This window comes from Actinoplanes sp. HUAS TT8, from assembly GCF_051380535.1.
Taxonomy (GTDB): Bacteria; Actinomycetota; Actinomycetes; order Mycobacteriales; family Micromonosporaceae; genus Actinoplanes.
Genome location: NZ_CP195646.1, coordinates 7,496,932 through 7,514,442 on the forward strand (window position 1 = coordinate 7,496,932; position 17,511 = coordinate 7,514,442).

Annotated in this window: 19 protein-coding genes; 8 read left to right on the top strand and 11 right to left on the bottom strand. The window is 69.3% G+C overall.

Annotated features, from left to right (window positions below; all coding sequences use genetic code 11):
• Positions 1 to 196: 196 nt before the first annotated feature.
• Genes qcrB through ctaE form a run of 4 tightly spaced genes read right to left on the bottom strand, consistent with a single transcriptional unit; the run spans position 197 to position 4,386 of the window.
• Positions 197 to 1,798, bottom strand: coding sequence for a cytochrome bc1 complex cytochrome b subunit (gene qcrB / locus ACSHV8_RS33030; RefSeq protein WP_436522183.1), 1,602 nt, complete (start codon positions 1,796 to 1,798; stop codon positions 197 to 199).
• Positions 1,795 to 2,895, bottom strand: coding sequence for a cytochrome bc1 complex Rieske iron-sulfur subunit (qcrA, locus tag ACSHV8_RS33035; RefSeq protein ID WP_436522185.1), 1,101 nt, complete (start codon positions 2,893 to 2,895; stop codon positions 1,795 to 1,797). Before qcrA ends, qcrB begins: the two co-directional genes overlap by 4 nt.
• On the bottom strand, positions 2,892 to 3,740 hold the full coding sequence (gene qcrC, locus ACSHV8_RS33040; protein ID WP_436522187.1) for a cytochrome bc1 complex diheme cytochrome c subunit: 849 nt from the start codon (positions 3,738 to 3,740) through the stop codon (positions 2,892 to 2,894). Before qcrC ends, qcrA begins: the two co-directional genes overlap by 4 nt.
• Before the next feature lie 49 nt (positions 3,741 to 3,789).
• Positions 3,790 to 4,386, bottom strand: a complete 597-nt coding sequence (gene ctaE, locus ACSHV8_RS33045) for an aa3-type cytochrome oxidase subunit III (RefSeq protein WP_396120720.1) — start codon at positions 4,384 to 4,386, stop codon at positions 3,790 to 3,792.
• A gap of 124 nt (positions 4,387 to 4,510) precedes the next feature.
• Between ctaE and ACSHV8_RS33050 the strand changes: the two genes are divergently transcribed.
• From ACSHV8_RS33050 to trpD, 3 genes are read left to right on the top strand one after another with little or no spacing between them, the layout of a single operon-like run.
• Entirely contained in the window at positions 4,511 to 5,464 is a 954-nt protein-coding gene (locus ACSHV8_RS33050; protein ID WP_436537010.1) for a cytochrome c oxidase assembly protein, read from the top strand.
• 49 nt (positions 5,465 to 5,513) lie between these two features.
• A complete protein-coding gene (locus ACSHV8_RS33055) occupies positions 5,514 to 5,948 on the top strand; it encodes a hypothetical protein (RefSeq protein ID WP_436522190.1) in 435 nt (144 codons plus the stop codon).
• A 38-nt stretch (positions 5,949 to 5,986) separates the two neighbouring features.
• Positions 5,987 to 7,045: an anthranilate phosphoribosyltransferase gene (gene trpD / locus ACSHV8_RS33060; protein WP_436522192.1), complete on the top strand. Its 1,059-nt coding sequence runs from the start codon at positions 5,987 to 5,989 to the stop codon at positions 7,043 to 7,045.
• A 137-nt stretch (positions 7,046 to 7,182) separates the two neighbouring features.
• Here the strand turns inward: trpD and ACSHV8_RS33065 are convergent, their stop codons facing one another.
• Positions 7,183 to 7,764 carry a hypothetical protein gene (locus tag ACSHV8_RS33065; protein WP_436522194.1) on the bottom strand — a complete coding sequence of 194 codons (582 nt, stop codon included), beginning with the start codon at positions 7,762 to 7,764 and terminating at the stop codon, positions 7,183 to 7,185.
• A 299-nt stretch (positions 7,765 to 8,063) separates the two neighbouring features.
• On the opposite strand from ACSHV8_RS33065, the gene ACSHV8_RS33070 reads away from it, so the two are divergent.
• Positions 8,064 to 8,276 (top strand): hypothetical protein, encoded by a 213-nt coding sequence (locus ACSHV8_RS33070; RefSeq protein ID WP_203738653.1) that lies wholly within the window; start codon positions 8,064 to 8,066, stop codon positions 8,274 to 8,276.
• 390 nt (positions 8,277 to 8,666) lie between these two features.
• Here ACSHV8_RS33070 and ACSHV8_RS33075 read toward each other — a convergent pair whose 3' ends face one another.
• Together ACSHV8_RS33075 and ctaC are read right to left on the bottom strand one after the other, a co-directional pair.
• Entirely contained in the window at positions 8,667 to 9,092 is a 426-nt protein-coding gene (locus tag ACSHV8_RS33075) for a cytochrome c oxidase subunit 4 (protein ID WP_436522196.1), read from the bottom strand.
• 9 nt (positions 9,093 to 9,101) lie between these two features.
• Entirely contained in the window at positions 9,102 to 10,031 is a 930-nt protein-coding gene (ctaC, locus tag ACSHV8_RS33080) for an aa3-type cytochrome oxidase subunit II (protein ID WP_436522198.1), read from the bottom strand.
• A 199-nt stretch (positions 10,032 to 10,230) separates the two neighbouring features.
• Here ctaC and ACSHV8_RS33085 point away from each other — a divergent pair, with 199 nt between their 5' ends.
• Both ACSHV8_RS33085 and ACSHV8_RS33090 read left to right on the top strand, forming a co-directional pair.
• Positions 10,231 to 11,337: a cysteine desulfurase family protein gene (locus ACSHV8_RS33085; protein ID WP_436537012.1), complete on the top strand. Its 1,107-nt coding sequence runs from the start codon at positions 10,231 to 10,233 to the stop codon at positions 11,335 to 11,337.
• A complete protein-coding gene (locus tag ACSHV8_RS33090; protein ID WP_436537014.1) occupies positions 11,334 to 11,543 on the top strand; it encodes a sulfurtransferase TusA family protein in 210 nt (69 codons plus the stop codon). The genes ACSHV8_RS33085 and ACSHV8_RS33090 overlap by 4 nt, the downstream gene beginning before the upstream one ends.
• On the opposite strand, the gene ACSHV8_RS33095 is transcribed toward ACSHV8_RS33090, so the two are convergent.
• From ACSHV8_RS33095 to ACSHV8_RS33110, 4 genes are all read right to left on the bottom strand, one after another.
• Positions 11,540 to 12,040: an AAA family ATPase gene (locus ACSHV8_RS33095; protein WP_436522200.1), complete on the bottom strand. Its 501-nt coding sequence runs from the start codon at positions 12,038 to 12,040 to the stop codon at positions 11,540 to 11,542. The two genes, ACSHV8_RS33090 and ACSHV8_RS33095, sit on opposite strands and share 4 nt — an antisense overlap.
• Before the next feature lie 17 nt (positions 12,041 to 12,057).
• Positions 12,058 to 13,035 (bottom strand): carbohydrate kinase family protein, encoded by a 978-nt coding sequence (locus tag ACSHV8_RS33100; protein ID WP_436522202.1) that lies wholly within the window; start codon positions 13,033 to 13,035, stop codon positions 12,058 to 12,060.
• A gap of 110 nt (positions 13,036 to 13,145) precedes the next feature.
• Positions 13,146 to 13,514 carry an iron-sulfur cluster insertion protein ErpA gene (erpA, locus tag ACSHV8_RS33105; RefSeq protein WP_203738649.1) on the bottom strand — a complete coding sequence of 123 codons (369 nt, stop codon included), beginning with the start codon at positions 13,512 to 13,514 and terminating at the stop codon, positions 13,146 to 13,148.
• Positions 13,515 to 13,604: 90 nt separating this feature from the next.
• The gene (locus ACSHV8_RS33110) at positions 13,605 to 14,711 is read right to left on the bottom strand and encodes a glycerate kinase family protein (RefSeq protein WP_436522205.1); all 1,107 of its coding nucleotides are present in this window, start codon (positions 14,709 to 14,711) and stop codon (positions 13,605 to 13,607) included.
• Between the two features lie 48 nt (positions 14,712 to 14,759).
• On the opposite strand from ACSHV8_RS33110, the gene nadA reads away from it, so the two are divergent.
• Both nadA and murA read left to right on the top strand, forming a co-directional pair.
• Complete coding sequence (gene nadA / locus ACSHV8_RS33115; RefSeq protein ID WP_436522207.1) at positions 14,760 to 15,938, top strand: quinolinate synthase NadA; 1,179 nt, start codon at positions 14,760 to 14,762, stop codon at positions 15,936 to 15,938.
• Between the two features lie 196 nt (positions 15,939 to 16,134).
• The gene (murA, locus tag ACSHV8_RS33120; protein WP_436522209.1) at positions 16,135 to 17,490 is read left to right on the top strand and encodes a UDP-N-acetylglucosamine 1-carboxyvinyltransferase; all 1,356 of its coding nucleotides are present in this window, start codon (positions 16,135 to 16,137) and stop codon (positions 17,488 to 17,490) included.
• The last annotated feature ends 21 nt before the right edge of the window (positions 17,491 to 17,511 follow it).

Consider the following 17,511-nt stretch of genomic DNA (forward strand, 5'->3'; position numbering starts at 1 on the left):
GGCCCGGGGCGCGCGATGACCTTGGGGTGCTCCGATGGGGCGCGGGGCGGCCGGTGCTCCGCGGAATGGGGAGCAGGGGCGGAGCGGGGGCCGGTGTTCTGCGGAATGGGGAGCACGGGCGGAGCGGGGGCCGGTGCTCCGCGGAAAGCGAATCGGCCCGCCGGCAAAAGCCGACGGGCCGAACTCGTTGCTGATCTCAGCGCTTGGAGCTGATCTCCTCGCGCTTGTTGCTGCCGATCGGCGCGGGCGAGACCGGGGCCTCGGCCGGCTTCTCGACCGGGAAGAAGAAGCCCTTCACGGCCGGTGCCAGAGCGCCGATCTTGTTCATCTTCTTCGGGACGACCCAGCCCGCGTATTCCAGCGGGATCGGGTGACCGTGGTCGTCCACCGGGCCGAGTGGCTGGTGGACTTCGATGAACGCGCCGTTCGGCAGGCGCTTGATGATGCCGGTCTCCACACCGTGGGCCAGGACTTCGCGGTCGTGCTGCTGCAGACCGAGGCAGATCCGGACGGAGATGTAGTACGCCAGCGGGGGCAGGACGAGCAGGCCGATGCGGCCGGCCCAGGTCATCGCGTTCAGGCTGATGTGGAACTTGTCGGCGATCACGTCGTTGCCACCGGAGATGGTCGCGACGAGGAAGAACGACAGGGCCATCATGCCGATGCCGACGCGCTCCGGGTTGTCCCGGGGGCGCTGCAGCAGGTGGTGCGACTTGGTGTCCTTCAGCTTCCGCGCTTCCAGCCACGGGTAGAGCATCGGCAGCGTGAACAGCGCGCCGAGGCCGACCACGGCCGGCCAGAACAGCGGCGGGAGGCTGTAGTTGCCGATGTAGATCTGCCAGTTCGGCATCAGACGGACCAGGCCGTCCATGAACATGACGTACCAGTCGGGCTGGGACGCGGAGGAGACCTCGGCGGCCCGGTACGGCCCGAAGTTCCAGATCGGGTTGATCTGGAACAGGCCTGCCATCAGCGCGATCACGCCGAAGACGGCCATGAAGAAGCCGCCCTGCTTCATGGCGTACCGCGGGAACATGCGCTCACCGACCACGTTCTCGTTGGTGCGCAGCGGGCCCGGCCACTGGGTGTGCTTCTGCTTGAACACGATGCCCAGGTGGACGCTGATCAGCGCCAGCAGGATGCCGGGGATGAGCAGCACGTGCGCGATGTAGAACCGGCCGATGATCAGCTCGCCCGGGTACTCCCCGCCGAAGATCGCGGCGGACAGCCAGGTGCCGATGACCGGGAGGGACAGCATGATCGCGGAGGCGATGCGGAGACCGGTGCCGGAGAGGCCGTCGTCCGGCAGCGAGTAACCGGTGAAGCCGGCGAAGAACCCGAGCAGGAAGAGCAGGACGCCGATCACCCAGTTGATCTCACGCGGCTTGCGGAACGCGCCGGTGAAGAACACGCGGGCCATGTGGACCACGATCGACGCCATGAACAGCAGCGCCGCCCAGTGGTGCATCTGGCGCATGAACAGACCACCGCGCACCTCGAACGAGAGGTGCAGGGAGGACTCGTACGCCGCGGACATCTCGGTGCCACGCAGGGCCAGGTACGACCCGTCGTAGGCGACCTCCTTCATCGAGGGATCGAAGAAGAGGGTCAGGAAGACGCCGCTCAGCAGCAGCACGATGAACGAGAACAGCGCGATCTCGCCCAGCAGGAACGACCAGTGGTCAGGGAAGACCTTGTTCAGGAGGCCTCGGAGCGGGGTGGCCGCCTGGAAGCGGTCATCGACGCCCTTGGCGAAATTCGCTGTTGCCTCGGCTGGATCAAGCTTTCGGCGTTTCACGGCCGCTCCCAGAAGTCGGGTCCGACAGTGTCCTTGAAGTCAGACGTTGCCACAAAGAAACCTTCGTCGTCCACCGACAGCGGCAACATCGGCAGACGGCGGGTGGCCGGGCCGAAGATCGGCTGAGCGTTGTCGACGATGTTGAACTGCGACTGGTGGCACGGGCAGAGCAGACGGTTGGTCTGCTGCTCGTACAGGCTGGCCGGGCAACCGGCGTGGGTGCAGATCTTCGAGTAGGCGACGTAGTTGCCCCACATCGAACCCTTGTTGCGCCCGTTCTTGTCGCCCTCGGCGGCCGTGCGCGCCTTGGTCGCGTCGTCGTCCCGCAGGTGGATCAGCAGGGTCGGCGAGTCGGCGAACTTGTTCGTCGCGCCGCCCGGGATGCCCGGGTAGACGGTCAGCTGACCGCCGGCGCTGACGTCCTCGGGGCGGATCGGCGAGCCGTCCTCACGGGACAGCCGGACCGGCTTGTTCCCGTTCGGCACCGGGTCGAAGCCGGTGTGGTACATCATCGGCTCGGGGTCGCGGTGCGGGTTCTGGATCAGACCGCCGACCAGCGGGGCCGCCGCGGCCAGGCCCAGCGGGGCCAGGCCGAGGCCGATCGCGCCCTTGAGCAGCGGGCGCCGCTGCACGCCGAGCTCGTCCGCCACGTACATCATGGTCTGACCGGTGATCAGACGCTCGTCGTCGCTGGACGGGTCGCCGTGCCGCTGCTGGATCGAGAGCTCGTGCGGCAGCAGCTTCTTCGCCCAGGCGAGGATCGCGATGCCGAGCGCGAACAGCGAGATGCCGAGCGTCACACCCAGGATCGGGGTGTAGTAGTCGCTGCGCGTCTCGCCCATCTCGAACTTCCAGGGCCACACGATGTAGAAGACCAGGAAGGCGAGCCCGAACAGACCGGAGATCAGGAACAGCAGGCTGATGTTGCGGACTACCCGCTTCTCGGCCTTCGAGTTCGGACCCTGGAACTGCGACTCGTACGTGATGATCTCGATGTCATCGCGCCGCAGGCCTTCCTTCACGATGTCGAAGCGGGTGAGCTTCGGATCGTGCACGTCGACCGGAGTGCCGGTCTCGCCGTGGTGCAGCGTGGTCATGACTTCCCCGCAATCCAGAGCGACGTGAAGACCAGGATGGTGATGCCGACCAGGAAGATCGCCACGCCCTCGGTCGCCGGACCGTAACCACCCAGGTTGAAGATGCCACCCGGGTCCTTGTTGTCCTGCAGCTGCTTGGTGATGTACGTGATGATCTCGCGCTTCTCGTCCGGCGAGATCTGGTTGTCACCGAAGACCGGCATGTTCTGCGGGCCGGTCAGCATGGCCGCGTAGATCTGCTCGGCCGTGGCGTCGTGCAGGCTCGGGGCGAACTTGCCCGAGGAGAGCGCGCCGCCGGCGCCGGTGAAGCTGTGGCAGGAGGTGCAGTTGACCCGGAAGAGCTCGCCACCGCGGGCCAGCGACTCGGGGTTGGTCTTCAGGTCCTCGGTCAGGTCGCCGGAGGGAACCTCCGGGCCACCGCCGATCTCCTGGATGTACTGCGCGAGCTGCTTCGTCTCGTCCGGAGTGAACTGCGGCTTCTTCTGCTCGGCCTGAGCTTCCTGGCGGGTCATCGGCATACGGCCGGTACCGACCTGGAACTCGACGGAGGCGGAGCCGACGCCGATCAGGCTGGGGCCACGGTCCTGGACACCCTGCCCGTCCCGACCGTGGCAGCTGATGCAGCTGTTGTCGAAGAGCTCCTTGCCCTGCTGCGCGGCGGTGGAGAGCTGGGTGTTGTCCTCGGCGAACGCGCCGGGGGCGAAAGCGGTGTAAACGCCGCCGGCGAGCGCGAGCGCCGCAAGCATGCGCACCGCTGCGCCGATCCGCCGGCGCGCCCGGCTGGGCGCGCCGCGGCGCCGGGAGAACACCCGGGCGCGCCCGCGGGCGGGGGTGTCAGAAGTCATGGGCTTATGTCCCTCTGGTTTGAACCTGAAGCTCAGCGGATTGCGGCGGTCACTTAAGCCAATAGATCATGGCGTAGAGGGCGATCCAGACGACATCCACGAAGTGCCAGTAGTAGGACACCACGATCGCCGAGGTCGCCTGCGCCGGGGTGAAGCGCCCCATGGTCGTACGGATCATGTAGACGATGAAGGCGATGAGTCCGCCCGTCACGTGTAGACCGTGGAACCCGGTGGTCAGGTAGAACATCGAGCCGTACCCGTCACCGTTGAGCTTCACGCCCTCGTGCACCAGGTTGCGGTATTCGTTCGCCTGGCCGAGCACGAAGATCAGGCCCATCACGAAGGTGATCGTGAACCAGCGCCGCAGCGCGAACACGTCACCCTTCTCCGCCGCGAAGACGCCCAGCTGGCAGGTCACCGAGGAGAGCACCAGGATCGTGGTGAACGTCGTGGCGTACGGGATGTTGAGCTCTTTGGTGTGCTCCGCCCACATCTCGGGCGCCGCCGCGCGGATGGAGAAGTACATGGCGAACAACGCCGCGAAGAACATGAGCTCGCTGGAGAGCCACACGATCGTCCCGACGCTGACCATGTTCGGCCGAGTGAGCGAGTGGATCCGGCTCTTGTCGATGGCTGCCGCTGTCACGGGCTCATTATTCCCCCGCCACAGGTGCAAGGTCAGCCGGGGTCCCTAATCCGGCACTGTGGGCAGCCCGGAATATTCGGTGACCAGGGGGTAGGTCTAGCTTCGAGTGGTGCAGTCAGTCGAAATGCCCCCGCTGGCGGACGCTCGCGGGGATACTGAACTTCCGCCGTTCTCGGCGGCGGCCATCTTCCAGCACTTCCACCTGGTCAGCTTGATCGCGGTCGGATTGCTGGTGGCGGCGGCGCTCTACCTCTACGGGGTGCAGCGCCTGCGGCAGCGCGGCGACCACTGGCCGCCCGGCCGGACCGTGGCGTTCGTCGCGGGTGGACTCGGTTCGATCGCGCTGGTCTCGGTGACCGGCATCGAGGCGTACGACACCACGCTGCTCTCGGTGCACATGGTCCAGCACATGGTGCTGTCCATGGTCGGCCCGATCTTCCTGGCCCTCGGGGCGCCGACCACTCTGGCCCTGCGTGTCCTGCACGGGCCGCCGCGCAAGGCGCTGCTCGCGGTCGTGCACAGCCGGATCGTGCGGGTGCTGACGTTCCCCCTGGTCGCGTTCGGACTGTTCATCGCCAACCCGTTCGTCCTCTACTTCACCGGTCTCTACCGGCAGACCCTGGAGCACGCCTGGCTGCACGAGTTCATCCACATCCACTTCATGGTGACCGGATGCCTCTTCTTCTGGCCGCTGCTGGGCCTCGACCCGCTGCCCAATCGCTGGCCCTACCCGGGGCGCGCGTTGCTGATGGTGCTGTCGGTGCCGTTCCACACCGTGCTCGGGCTGACGATCATGCAGGCGCCCGAGCTGCTCGGCGGCGACTGGTACCCCAACCTGCACCTGAGCTGGATGGATCCGCACAGCGACCAGGTCACCGCGGGTGGCATCCTCTGGGCCGGCGGTGAGGTCGTCAGCGTCACCATGCTCGGCATCCTGGTGATCCAGTGGATCCGGCAGTCGGAACGGGAGGCCCGCCGGATCGACCGCGCCCTCGACCGCCAGGAGATGGAGGCGGCCGCGGCCGCGTCGGCCACGACGCCGGAAATGGCGGCCCGACCGGACCCGGACGCCCGATAACAGATCCGATACGATCCGTGGGACCTCCGAGGTGAAGTGGGGCACAAAGATGAGCGACACAGCCGCTACTCAGTTCACGGTTCTGCTATACAGCGACGACGCCGCGGTGCGCGACCGGATCCGGCTCGCCATCGGCACGCGTCCGGCGGCCGATCTCTCGGTCGAATTCGCCGACGCCTCCACCTGGGAGGAGTGCCGGCGACTGCTGGACGACTACGAGATCGACCTGATGGTGCTCGACGGCGAGGCGACCCCGGCCGGCGGGCTCGGCATCGCCCGTCAGACCAAGGACGAATATCAGGACCCGCCGCCCACCTGCGTCGTGATCGCCCGCGCGGCGGACCGCTGGCTGGCGGCGTATTCGAACGTCGACGCCACCCTGCTGGCCCCGCTCGACCCGGTCACCACCGGTCAGACGGTGGCGCAGCTGCTCCGCGCCCGCAAGGCCGGCGCGGTGCCGCTGGGCGCCCTGCCCCGCACCTGACCTTTCACGAGCTGACACCCCCCGACGGAGGCCCCGCCATGGGCGCACGCACCTGGCCCAACCTGACCATGTCCCTGATTCGCGGCGAGGAACTCGCCACCGCGGACACGGCCTGGGCCATGGGCGAGATCATGGCGGGCAACGCCACACCGGCCCAGATCGCCGGTTTCGCGGTGGCGCTGCGCGCCAAGGGCGAGACCCCGGCCGAGCTGGCCGGCCTGGTCGAGGCGATGCTGGCCAACGCCACGCTGGTGGAGTTGCCGGCCGACGTCCGTACGTCCGCGGTCGACGTGGTCGGCACCGGGGGCGACCGGGCCAACACGGTGAACATCTCCACCATGGCGGCGATCGTCACCGCCTCCGCCGGGGTGACCGTGGTCAAACACGGCAACCGGTCCGCGTCGTCCACCACGGGCACCGCCGACCTGCTCGAACACTTCGGGATCCCGCTGGACCTGGGCCCGGCCGGGGTGAACCGGACAGTGACCGAGGCCGGCATCGGCTTCTGCTTCGCCGCCCGCTACCACCCCGGCATGCGGCACGCCGCGGTCACCCGGCGTGAGCTGGGCGTGCCCACCTTCTTCAACGTGCTCGGCCCGCTCACCAACCCGGCCCGGCCCACCGCGGCCGCCGTCGGCTGCTTCGACCCGCGGATGGCGCCGGTGATGGCCGAGGTGTTCGCCCTGCGCGGCGACTCCGCCCTGGTCATGCGCGGTGAGGACGGCCTCGACGAGTTCACCACGTCCGCGCCGACCCGGGTCTGGATGGCCCGCGACGGCAAGGTCGAGGAACTCCTGGTCGACGCGACCGAGCTCGGCCTGGCCCGCAGCCGGCCGTCCGACCTGCGCGGCGGCGACGTGGCCTTCAACGCCGACGTCGCCCGCCGCGTCTTCGCCGGCGAACCCGGCCCGGTCCGCGACGCCGTCCTGGTCAACGCGGCCGCCGCCTTCGCCGCCCGCGCCGGTTTCCCGGGCGACTTCCGCGACACCCTGCGTGCCGGCATCACCCGCGCCGCCGCGGCCATCGACTCGGGTGCGACGACGGCTCTCCTGGAGCGGTGGGTGGCTGCCGCGCAGGCGGCCAAAGCCGCCGATTAACCCCCTCTTCCCGTACGGCGGTGAGCCGCCCGCCCACCGCCACCCCACCGCGCGCGCCTCCCCCGGCAACGCCCACCCACGCCGCGCAACGCCCGCTCGCTAAGGCCGCTCTGCGACGCCGGCTCCCCAGCTGGCACTCACGGCTGTATCCCGCCCCCGGAAACAACCCTCAGCACCAGCTCAATGCCGCCAGCTGGCAGCCAGGGCTGGGTCGCGAGGCCGAAGGCAGCCCTCAGTGCCAGCTCGATGCCACCAGCTGGCAGCCAGGGCTGCGTCGCGAGGCCGGAAACAGCCCTCAGCGCCAGCTCAATGCCACCAGCTGGCAGCCAGGGCTGCGTCGCGAGGCCGGAAACAGCCCTCAGCGCCAGCTCAATGCCACCAGCTGGCAGCCAGGGCTGCGTCGCGAGGCCGGAAACAGCCCTCAGCGCCAGCTCAATGCCACCAGCTGGCAGCCAGGGCTGGGTCACGGGGCCGAAGGCAGCCCTCAGCGCCAGCTCAATGCCACCAGCTGGCAGCCAGGGCTGGGTCACGGGGCCGAAGGCAGCCCTCAGCGCCAGCTCGATGCCGCCAGCTGGCAGCCAGGGCTGGGTCACGGGGCCGAAGGCAGCCCTCAGCGCCAGCTCGATGCCGCCAGCTGGCAGCCAGGGCTGGGTCACGGGGCCGAAGGCAGCCCTCAGCGCCAGCTCGATGCCGCCAGCTGGCAGCCAGGGCTGGGTCACGGGGCCGAAGGCAGCCCTCAGGGCCAGCTGGATGCCGCTGGCTGGCGGTCACGGCTGGGTTGCGGGGTGGGGGCAGCGCTCAGCGCCAGCTGGGTGGTGGGTGGGTGGATGGTGGGATGTTTTTTGAGGTGGGGGTACACGTCTGGGGGCTGGGTGGGTGTTCGGGGGCGGCACTACCTGCTGAAAAATCCTGAAAAAGACCGCAACACGCCGTTGGTGATGCTCGGCATCGGCCTACGGACGTGACAGCGTCTGAAGGACATTCGGGTAATCCCACCTTCCGAACGAAGGAGAAGCCCGTGCACGAACGCGAACAGCGCTGCGTCATCTGCGACGGCGACATGCTCTTCGAGACGCCGCCCTGCGAGGACGGTCACGACGACTGCCCCGAACTCGTCTGCACCCGCTGCGGCGCGGCCGAGGTGGTAGCCCCGATCGTCGTGCACCTGTGGATGGAACCCAAGGACCGTCCCCGCCGCATCGCCCCCCAGCAGCGAACCGCCGCCGCCTGACCGTCCCCGGCACCCGAGCTACGCCTCGAATCCGTGACCACTCGCGGACGGTCATCAGCCGATACCGTCCGGCTGGGGCTCAGAGGTGCGTCGAGGGTCGGGCGGCCGCTCCGAACGAGTCAGCTGCTCAACGCGGTCGGGCCGGCCTCCATGCAGGGCGGGTGGGTGGGTTTGTTGCTCTGACCGTGACCAACTGACCACGTCGCCCTTGCGGGCCTCGCGTTCTGGGCGCGCCAGCGCCCTGCGAGGCCCGGAAGGGTCCCCGCGGGAGCGACGATCGGGACCACGGCGGACCGAGGCAATGAAGAATTTGATCTTGGGTTGGCGAGGGGAAAAGGACGCGGCCCGCACCTCCTGAGCAGGAGGTACGGGCCGCGGTAAGGCTGTGGATCAGTGTTCGGCGGGCTGGCGCGTGCCGGAGTAGTACTCGAAGAGCATCGCGCAGGCGGTGAAGATGACCGCGACCAGGCCGACCGCGATGAGCCACCACATCCAGAAGACCAGGCCCAGGCCGGCAACCGCGGCCGAGAGGGCGATGCCGAACGGCCAGTACGAACCGGGGCTGAAGAAGCCCAGCTCGCCGGCGCCTTCGGCGATCTCGCCGTCCTCGCGGTCCTCCGGGCGGAGGTCGATGCGGCGGGCGACGAACCAGAAGAAGCCGCCGCACATCGAGCAGAGCAGACCGGAAAGGATCAGCGCGATCGTGCCGACCCATTCGGTCTGGCCCTGCTGGCCGCTGGTGTAGAAGCCGTAGACGGCCGCGGCGCCGAAGAGGAACAGCGAGACGCCGAGGAAGATCTTGTATTCGGTACGCATGTCGGTTCCCTACTTCCCCGCGGCGACGTTGGAGTCGCCCTGGTTCCAGCTGTGCGTGCCCCGGCGGGTGTCGAACGGCTGGGTCTTCGTGGCGTACGGGTTCTCGCCGATGGCGGAGAGCGCGTCCTGAGTCGACTTGCCGGCCTTCTTGGCCGCGAGGAACTGGTCGAACTTGTCCGGGGTGGTCGCGACCATCTCGAAGTTCATGAACGCGTGGTACGTCCCGCAGAGCTCCGCGCAGCGGCCGACGTAGCGGCCCTCCTTGTCGAGGGTCACCTCGAAGACGTTGCGGATGCTGCCGGGCATGACGTCGCGCTTGAACAGCAGCTCCGGCACCCAGAACGAGTGGATGACGTCGGCGCTGGTCTCCTCGAAACGGATCTTCTCGTGGGTCGGGACGACCAGGATCGGGATCACGTCCGACGAGCCCACGGTGGACGCCACGGTGTGCGCGTCCTTACCCATGCCGTCGCGGTAGTTGAACTGCCAGTTCCACTTGAAGGCCTTGATCTCGACGATCTGATCAGGGTTCTTCGAGAGCTTGTCCACGTCGGTCTGCACGATCGCCGTGTAGTAGAAGAGCACCGCGACGATCAGCACCGGCGTGACCGTGTACAGGACCTCCATGGGCATGTTGAACCGGGTCTGCACGGGCAGCTCTTCGCCGCGCTTGCGGTACCGGATGATGCACCAGAAGATCAGGCCCCAGACGCCCACGCCGACGATCAGCGCGGCGATCACCGAGGCGATCCACAAGTCATACATCTTGTGTGCCTGCAGGCTCACACCCGGACCGGGCCATCCGAAGTGGCCGAACTTGCTTCCGACGTCCTCGACCGAGCATCCGGCGAGCATTGCCAGCAGCAGCACGCCCCCGAGACCCAGCCCGGCCGCCCGGCCAATCGCCCGCGGCCGTGTGGCCGAACTCCTTGCGCCCACCTGCTTCTGCCTCCTTAGCAGCGCCGCCGCCCTGCCGAAACCGGACACCTGGCGGCAAGGCTCACCGACGGTCGCACACTACTCGACCAGGGCGGGGCGACCCGCCACCGGGGGGCTCGCGTCAAGCCGTCCGAAGAACACCAGTCAACCGGACGATACCGTTCCCTCTGTGGATTACACAGGCGAACCGGCCGCCTACATGGACGCGGCCAGCGCGGCACCGCTGCATCCGGTCGCGCGGGAGGCCCTGCTGGCCGCGCTGGCCGACGGCTGGGCCGACCCGGATCGTCTCTACGCGGCCGGGCGCCGGGCCCAGCAGCTACGCGAGGCGGCCTCCGCCGTGGTCGCCGAGATCCTGCGCGTACGGACGGATGAGCTCTCCTTCTGGCCCTCCGGCGCCGCCGCGGCCCAGGCGGCCGTGCTGGGTGGCCTGGCCGGGCGCAAACGCGCAGGTCGCGGCCTGGTGCACTCGGCCATCGAGCATTCCACTGTGCTGCACGCGGCCGGGACGGCTGAGGCGCGTGAGGTGGGAGTGGACCGGCTCGGCCGGCTCGACCTGGACGACTGGTCGGCCGCGGTCGCCGGGCCCGGGGTGGCCCTGGCCGCCCTGATCAGTGCCAGTCACGAGGTGGGGACGATCCAGCCGGTGGCCGCCGCCGCGGACTACTGCGCCGAATTCGGGGTACCGCTGTTCGTCGACGCCGCCCAGTCGGTGGGCCGGGTCCCGGTGCCGCCGGGCTGGTCGCTGCTGAGCGCGAGCGCGCACAAGTGGGGCGGGCCGCCCGGCGTGGGTCTGCTGGTGGTCCGCAAAGGGGTGCGATGGATCTCACCGTCCCCGCAGGATGATCTTTATCGCCCGCGCGCGCAGGGCGCGGCCGACCTGCCGGGGATCGTCGCCGCGGCGGCGAGTCTGCGGGCGGTGACCGCGGAGGCCGAGGCCGAGGCGGCCCGGCTGGGCGCGCTGGTCGACCGAGTCCGGGAGCGGGTCGCGGCCACCGTGGAGGACGTGGAGATCGTCGGCGATCCGGTCGACCGGCTCCCCCACCTGGTGACGTTCAGCTGCCTGTACGTGGACGGCGAGGCGCTGCTGCACGCGCTGGACCGGCACGGCTTCGCGGTGTCGTCCGGCTCGTCGTGCACGTCGTCGACGCTGCGGCCCAGTCACGTGCTGGAGGCGATGGGGGTGCTCAGCCACGGGAACGTGCGGGTCTCGCTGCACCGGGGCACGTCCGAGGCCGAGGTCGAGCGGTTCCTGGCGGTGCTGCCCGGGCTCGTCGCGGAGATCCGGAAGGAGGCCGGGCTCTGATCACGCTGGACTGCCGGGGGCAGAAGTGCCCGCTGCCGATCATCAAGCTGGCCAAGGCGATGCCGGGGGTGGCCGTGGGTGAGATCGTCCGGGTGCTGGCCGACGATCCGGCCGCGGCCAACGACATCCCCGCCTGGTGCCGCATGAAGGGCCAGGAGTTCGTCGCGGGCCACGGCCACACGTTCGACGTGCGCAGGATCAGCTAGCTCAGATAACTGACGACCTGCGGGACGGGGTCCTTCGCCAGGAAGGTGTCGACGACCAGGCGGGGGCCCAGATACGGCTCGTACTCCGACTGGCGTTCCAGCACGCGCACCCAGTCCGGCACCCCGTCGTGATCGCGGGACTCGTAGCGGGACTCGACCCGCCGCCGGTGCTCGGCGTCGTCGCCGCAGACGACCTCGACCACGCGCAGCGGCACCTGCATGCGCTCGGCCAGGTCGACCCAGAGGTCACGGGCGGCCTTGACCGGGTTGACGGCGTCGATGATGACGTGCCGGCCGATCTTGAGTTGTTCCTCGGCGAGGGCGGCGACCACGCCGTACGCCGCGTAGCCCGGACGGGACTCGTGGACGGCATACCGCTGGAGCGTGAAGTCGACGATGTCGACGGCGAGCACCGCGGCCGGCAGCTCCTTGGCGACAGCGCCGGCCAGCGTGCTCTTGCCGACGCCGGGCAGACCGGCGAAGACGGCTAGGACCATGGTTGGAGTTTCTACCCTCAGGCCGGCAGATGCGGGGTGATCTCGGCGGCCGCCTGCTCGCCGTAGGCCGCGGTGAACCGCTTGACGAACTCGGAAGACTTGATGTCGTACTCCTGCGTGCCGACGGTCTCCAGCACCAGCGCGGCGACCAGCGAGCCGACCTGGGCCGACCGTTCCAGGCCGAGACCCCAGGACAGGCCGGAGAAGAAGCCGGCCCGGAAGCCGTCGCCGACACCGGTCGGGTCCTCACCGATCACGTCGGGCACGACCGGCACGTGGATGCGCTCGATGCCCTTGCCGGTGATCTCCACGCCGTCCTTGCCGAGCGTGGTGACCCGGATGCGCACCTCGTCGAGGATCTGGTCGCTGGTCAGGCCGGACTTGGTCTCCAGCAGGGAGCGCTCGTACTCGTTGCAGAGCAGGAACTCCGCCCCCTGGATGAGGGTCAGCACGTCCGACCCGTCGACCCGGGCCAGCTGCTGCGACGGGTCGGCGGCGAACTTGTAGCCCCGGGCCCGGCACTCCTGCGAGTGGCGGATCATCGCGGCCGGGTCGTTGGCACTGATCAGGACCAGGTCGATGCCGCCGAGCCGGTCGACGACCGGGGCGAGCTCGATGTTGCGGGCCTCGGACATGGCCCCGGCGTAGAACGACGCGATCTGGTTCAGGTCGTCGTCGGTGGTGCAGACGAAACGGGCGGTGTGCGCCACGTCGCTGATGTGCACCGAGTCGCAGTCGACCCCGTGCCGCTCGAGCCAGGACCGGTAGTCGGCGAAGTCGGCGCCGACCGCACCCACCAGGATCGGCCGCAGACCGAGCTTGCCCATCCCGAACGCGATGTTGGGCGCGATGCCGCCGCGGCGCACGACCAGGTCGTCGACGAGGAACGAGAGCGAGACCTTGTGCAGCTGGTCGGCGATGAGCTGGTCGGCGAACCGGCCCGGGAAGTGCATCAGATGGTCGGTGGCGATCGAGCCGGTGACGGCGATCTTCATGTCGGCCCTCAGGTGTCGGGGATCAGGGGTCCTTGCGGCTAGAGCCTACCGGGCGGTTACGCAGAACAGGCCGCCCCGTGAACGGGACGGCCTGTTCGGAGAAAGCTCGATCAGTGGAACGAGTCACCGCAGGCGCAGGAGTTCTGCGCGTTCGGGTTGTCGATGGTGAAGCCCTGCGCGTCGATGCGGTCCGCGAAGTCGATGGTGGCGCCGGCCAGATAAGGCGAGCTCATCCGGTCCACGACGACCTCGACGCCGTCGAAGTCGCTGACGACGTCGCCGTCGAGCGAACGCTCGTCGAAGAAGAGCTGGTAGCGCAGGCCGGAGCAGCCACCGGGCTGTACGGCGATGCGCAGGCGCAGGTCGTCGCGCCCTTCCTGCTCGATCAGGGCCTTGACCTTCACCGCGGCGACGTCGGTGAGGATGACGCCGGTCGGGGCGGTCGCCTCGGTCGACTCGGTGTGCGCTTCAGTGGTCACGTAGGTATCTCCCTGCCAGGTGCGGTCATGTGCCGTACCAGCCAACGCTAACCCCATTCCCGGAGATTCCCAATCCGGGCGGGTTGCAGATCACCTACTCCACTGCCGCGAGATACGTTCGGCCAGTTCCCGCAGGCCGCGCGCGGGTTCCTCCATCGCCTGCTCGACCGAACCGAAATGTTCGACCAGGGTGTGCGTCTCGGTCACCCCGGCCGCCGAGGCCTCGCGGTGACCGGTCTCGTTGCGCCCGGCCAGCACCACGCAGGGCAGGCCGCGGTCGCGGGCGCCGGCCGCGATCCCGGCGACCACCTTCCCCCGCAGCGACTGATGATCGAAACTGCCCTCGCCGGTGATCACCAGGTCGGCCGCGTCGAGCTCGGCATCCAGCCCGATCAGGGTGCTGACCAGGCCGATCCCCGAGGTCACCCGGGCGCCGAGGGCGATCAGGGCGGCCCCGAGCCCGCCGGCCGCCCCGGCACCGGGTCGAGCGGCAAGATCTTCAACCGCAAAGGCCTTCTCCAGTACGGCCGAGAAGTGCGCGAGGGCGGCGTCCAGGCGCAGCACGTCGTCGCGGGTGGCGCCCTTCTGCGGGCCGAAGACGTTACTGGCGCCGTGCAGGCCGGTCAGCGGGTTGTCGACGTCGGTGGCGGCGACCAGGGCGACCTGGCGCAGCTGGGGGACGCCGCCGAGCGCGGACGCGGTGATCAGCGGGGCGCCGCCGTAGGGCAGCGCGTACCCGGCCGCGTCGATCGGGGCGGCACCGAGCGCGGCCAGCATGCCGGCGCCCGCGTCGTTCACCGCCGAGCCGCCCAGGCCGACCACCACCTGGGCCGCCCCTGTCTCGACGGCGGCGGCGAGGAGCAGGCCCAGGCCGTACGACGTAGTGGTGTTGGGGTTTCGCTCTTCGATCGTGAGGAGGTGCAGGCCGCAGGCCTGGGCGCTCTCGACGTAGGCGATCCCACCGGCGTAGAGGATCTCGCCGCGAGCCGGCCGCCCGAGCGGGTCGACCGTCTGCACCGGGATCCGGCGGCCGCCCAGCGCGGTGGCCAGGACCTCGACGAAGCCGGGGCCGCCGTCGGCGATCGGGCGCAGAACCAGCTCGTCGGTGGGGACGGACCAGCCGTCGGCGACCGCCTGGGCCACTTCGGGGGCGGAAAGGGTACCGGCGAACTTGTCCGGACAGATCAGTACGCGCACCCCAGGAGTGTGGCAGCACACAGCCGCCTTCTCAGCCCCTGTGCAACGATGAATCTCGTGACGGCGACCTGGACCGAACCTGGAAACACCCCTGTCGCGCTGCTGCTTCTCGGCAAGGGCACCGACCCGGCGAGCGAGCGGGGCGTCGACTGCCCCGGTGATCTGCCCGCCCCCAGCGACCCCGACCTGGTCGCCCGCGCGACGGCGGCCAAGGCCGCGCTCGGGGACCGGGTGTTCGTGCTGGGGCATCACTACCAGCGGGACGAGGTGATCCAGTTCGCCGATGTCACCGGCGACTCGTTCAAGCTGGCCCAGCAGGCGGCGGCCCGGCCCGAGGCGGAGTTCATCGTCTTCTGCGGCGTGCACTTCATGGCCGAGAGCGCGGACATCCTGACCAAGCCCGAGCAGCAGGTGATCCTGCCCGACCTGGCGGCCGGCTGCTCGATGGCCGACATGGCCGTGCTCGGCCAGGTCGAGACCGCCTGGGAGCACTTCCAGGACCTGGGCATCGCCGGTGACATCGTCCCGGTGACCTACATGAACTCGTCGGCCGACATCAAGGGCTTCGTCGGCCGCAACTCCGGTGTGGTCTGCACCTCGTCCAACGCCAAGCGTGCGCTGGACTGGTCGTTCGAGCAGGGCTCCAAGGTCTTCTTCCTGCCCGACCAGCACCTGGGCCGCAACACGGCCGTCCTGGAGATGGGCTTCGACCTGGACGACTGCGTGCTCTACGACCCGCACAAGCCGCACGGCGGCCTGACCGACGAGCAGCTGCGCAACGCCCGGATGATCCTGTGGCGCGGGCACTGCTCGGTGCACGGCCGGTTCACCATCGACAGCGTGCGCGAGGTGCGCGAGCGGGTGCCCGGCGTGAACGTGCTGGTCCACCCCGAGTGCCGGCACGACGTGGTCCGCGCGGCCGACTACGTCGGCTCGACCGAATACATCATCAAGGCGCTCGACGCCGCGCCCGCCGGTTCGGCCTGGGCCGTCGGCACCGAGCTGAACCTGGTCCGCCGGATGGCCCTGGCCCACCCGGACAAGCAGATCATGTTCCTCGACCGGACGGTCTGCTACTGCTCGACGATGAACCGGATCGATCTCCCCCACCTCGTCTGGACGCTGGAGGAGCTGGTGGCCGGTCGGGTGCCGAACGTGATCACGGTGGACGAGAAGACCGCCCGCGAGGCCCGGGTCGCGCTCGACCAGATGCTCGCCCTGCCGTAGTTTCGTAACACTGTGTAGCCGGGCTGTATCACCCCGGAGGGTGATTGCCCGGCTACTTCGTTTTCTCGCCGCGCTACGACTGGCGGACTTGTCACTCAGCGCTATGCTTCCCCGGTTGCAGGATCGGGTACCCCCGCCCGAGAAATGCCCCCTCAATCACCGGGCGTGCACACACGCCCACCGGCTGGAGGTTACGTTGACCGACGATGTCCTGATCGTGCACGGCGGCACGCCGCTGCAGGGACAGATCCGGGTCCGTGGCGCCAAGAACCTGGTTTCCAAGGCGATGGTGGCCGCCCTGCTGGGCGAGTCGCCGAGTCGGCTGTACGACGTGCCCCGCATCCGCGACGTCGAGGTCGTCCGCGGCCTGCTCGGGCTGCACGGCGTCAAGGTCAGCGACGGCGCCGAGGACGGCGAGCTGATCATGGACCCCACGAACGTGGAGTCCGCCAGCACCGACGAGATCAACGTGCACGCCGGCTCCAGCCGGATCCCGATCCTGCTCTGCGGCCCGCTGCTGCACCGGCTCGGGCACGCGTTCATCCCGGACCTGGGTGGCTGCCACATCGGGCCGCGCCCGATCGACTTCCACATCAAGGCGCTGCGCGAATTCGGCGCGGTCGTCGACAAGACGCCCGAGGGCATGCACCTCAGCGCCCCGAACGGGCTGCACGGCGCCAAGCTGGAACTGCCCTACCCGAGCGTCGGCGCCACCGAGCAGGTGCTGCTCACCGCCGTCCGCGCCGAGGGCGTCACCGAGCTGCGCAACGCCGCGATCGAGCCCGAGATCATCGACCTGATCTGCATCCTGCAGAAGATGGGCGCGATCATCACGGTGCACACCGACCGGATGATCGAGATCCAGGGCGTGCCGAAGCTGTACGGCTACGAGCACAAGCCGATCCCGGACCGGATCGAGGCCGCCAGCTGGGCCGCCGCCGCGCTCGCCACCCGTGGCGAGATCGAGGTGCTCGGCGCCCGGCAGGCCGACATGATGACGTTCCTGAACGTCTACCGGAACATCGGCGGCGAGCTGAAGATCACCGACGACCGGGTGGCCCGGCCGGGAGTGACCGGCGCCGAGGGTGGCATCAAGTTCTGGCACCCGGGCACCGAGCTCAAGGCGGTCGCCCTGGAGACCGACGTGCACCCCGGTTTCATGACCGACTGGCAGCAGCCCCTGGTCGTCGCCCTGACCCAGGCCCGCGGCATCTCGATCGTGCACGAGACCGTGTACGAGCAGCGGCTCGGCTACACCGAGGCGCTCAACTCGATGGGCGCGACCATCCAGGTCTACCGGGACTGCCTCGGCGGGACCCCGTGCCGGTTCGGCCGCCGCAACTTCATGCACTCCGCGGTCATCGCCGGCCCGTCCAAGCTGCACGCGGCCGACCTGGTCATCCCCGACCTGCGGGCCGGCTTCGCGCACCTGATCGCCGCCCTGGCGGCCGAGGGCACGTCCCGGGTCTACGGGGTGAACCTGATCAAGCGCGGGTACGAGGACTTCGAGCAGAAGCTGGCCGCCCTGGGCGCCCACGTCGAGCGGCCCTGAGCCTTTTAGCTGCAGTTATGT

Excerpts from the sequence above, each read along its gene's own strand:
- qcrA (WP_436522185.1), bottom strand. The coding sequence starts at position 2,895 with ATGACCACGCTGCACCACGGCGAGACCGGCACTCCGGTCGACGTGCAC.
- qcrC (WP_436522187.1), bottom strand. The coding sequence starts at position 3,740 with ATGACTTCTGACACCCCCGCCCGCGGGCGCGCCCGGGTGTTCTCCCGG.
- ACSHV8_RS33050 (WP_436537010.1), top strand. The coding sequence starts at position 4,511 with ATGCCCCCGCTGGCGGACGCTCGCGGGGATACTGAACTTCCGCCGTTC.
- ACSHV8_RS33055 (WP_436522190.1), top strand. The coding sequence starts at position 5,514 with ATGAGCGACACAGCCGCTACTCAGTTCACGGTTCTGCTATACAGCGAC.
- trpD (WP_436522192.1), top strand. The coding sequence starts at position 5,987 with ATGGGCGCACGCACCTGGCCCAACCTGACCATGTCCCTGATTCGCGGC.
- ACSHV8_RS33075 (WP_436522196.1), bottom strand. The coding sequence starts at position 9,092 with ATGCGTACCGAATACAAGATCTTCCTCGGCGTCTCGCTGTTCCTCTTC.
- ACSHV8_RS33085 (WP_436537012.1), top strand. The coding sequence starts at position 10,231 with ATGGACGCGGCCAGCGCGGCACCGCTGCATCCGGTCGCGCGGGAGGCC.
- ACSHV8_RS33095 (WP_436522200.1), bottom strand. The coding sequence starts at position 12,040 with ATGGTCCTAGCCGTCTTCGCCGGTCTGCCCGGCGTCGGCAAGAGCACG.
- ACSHV8_RS33100 (WP_436522202.1), bottom strand. The coding sequence starts at position 13,035 with ATGAAGATCGCCGTCACCGGCTCGATCGCCACCGACCATCTGATGCAC.
- nadA (WP_436522207.1), top strand. The coding sequence starts at position 14,760 with ATGAATCTCGTGACGGCGACCTGGACCGAACCTGGAAACACCCCTGTC.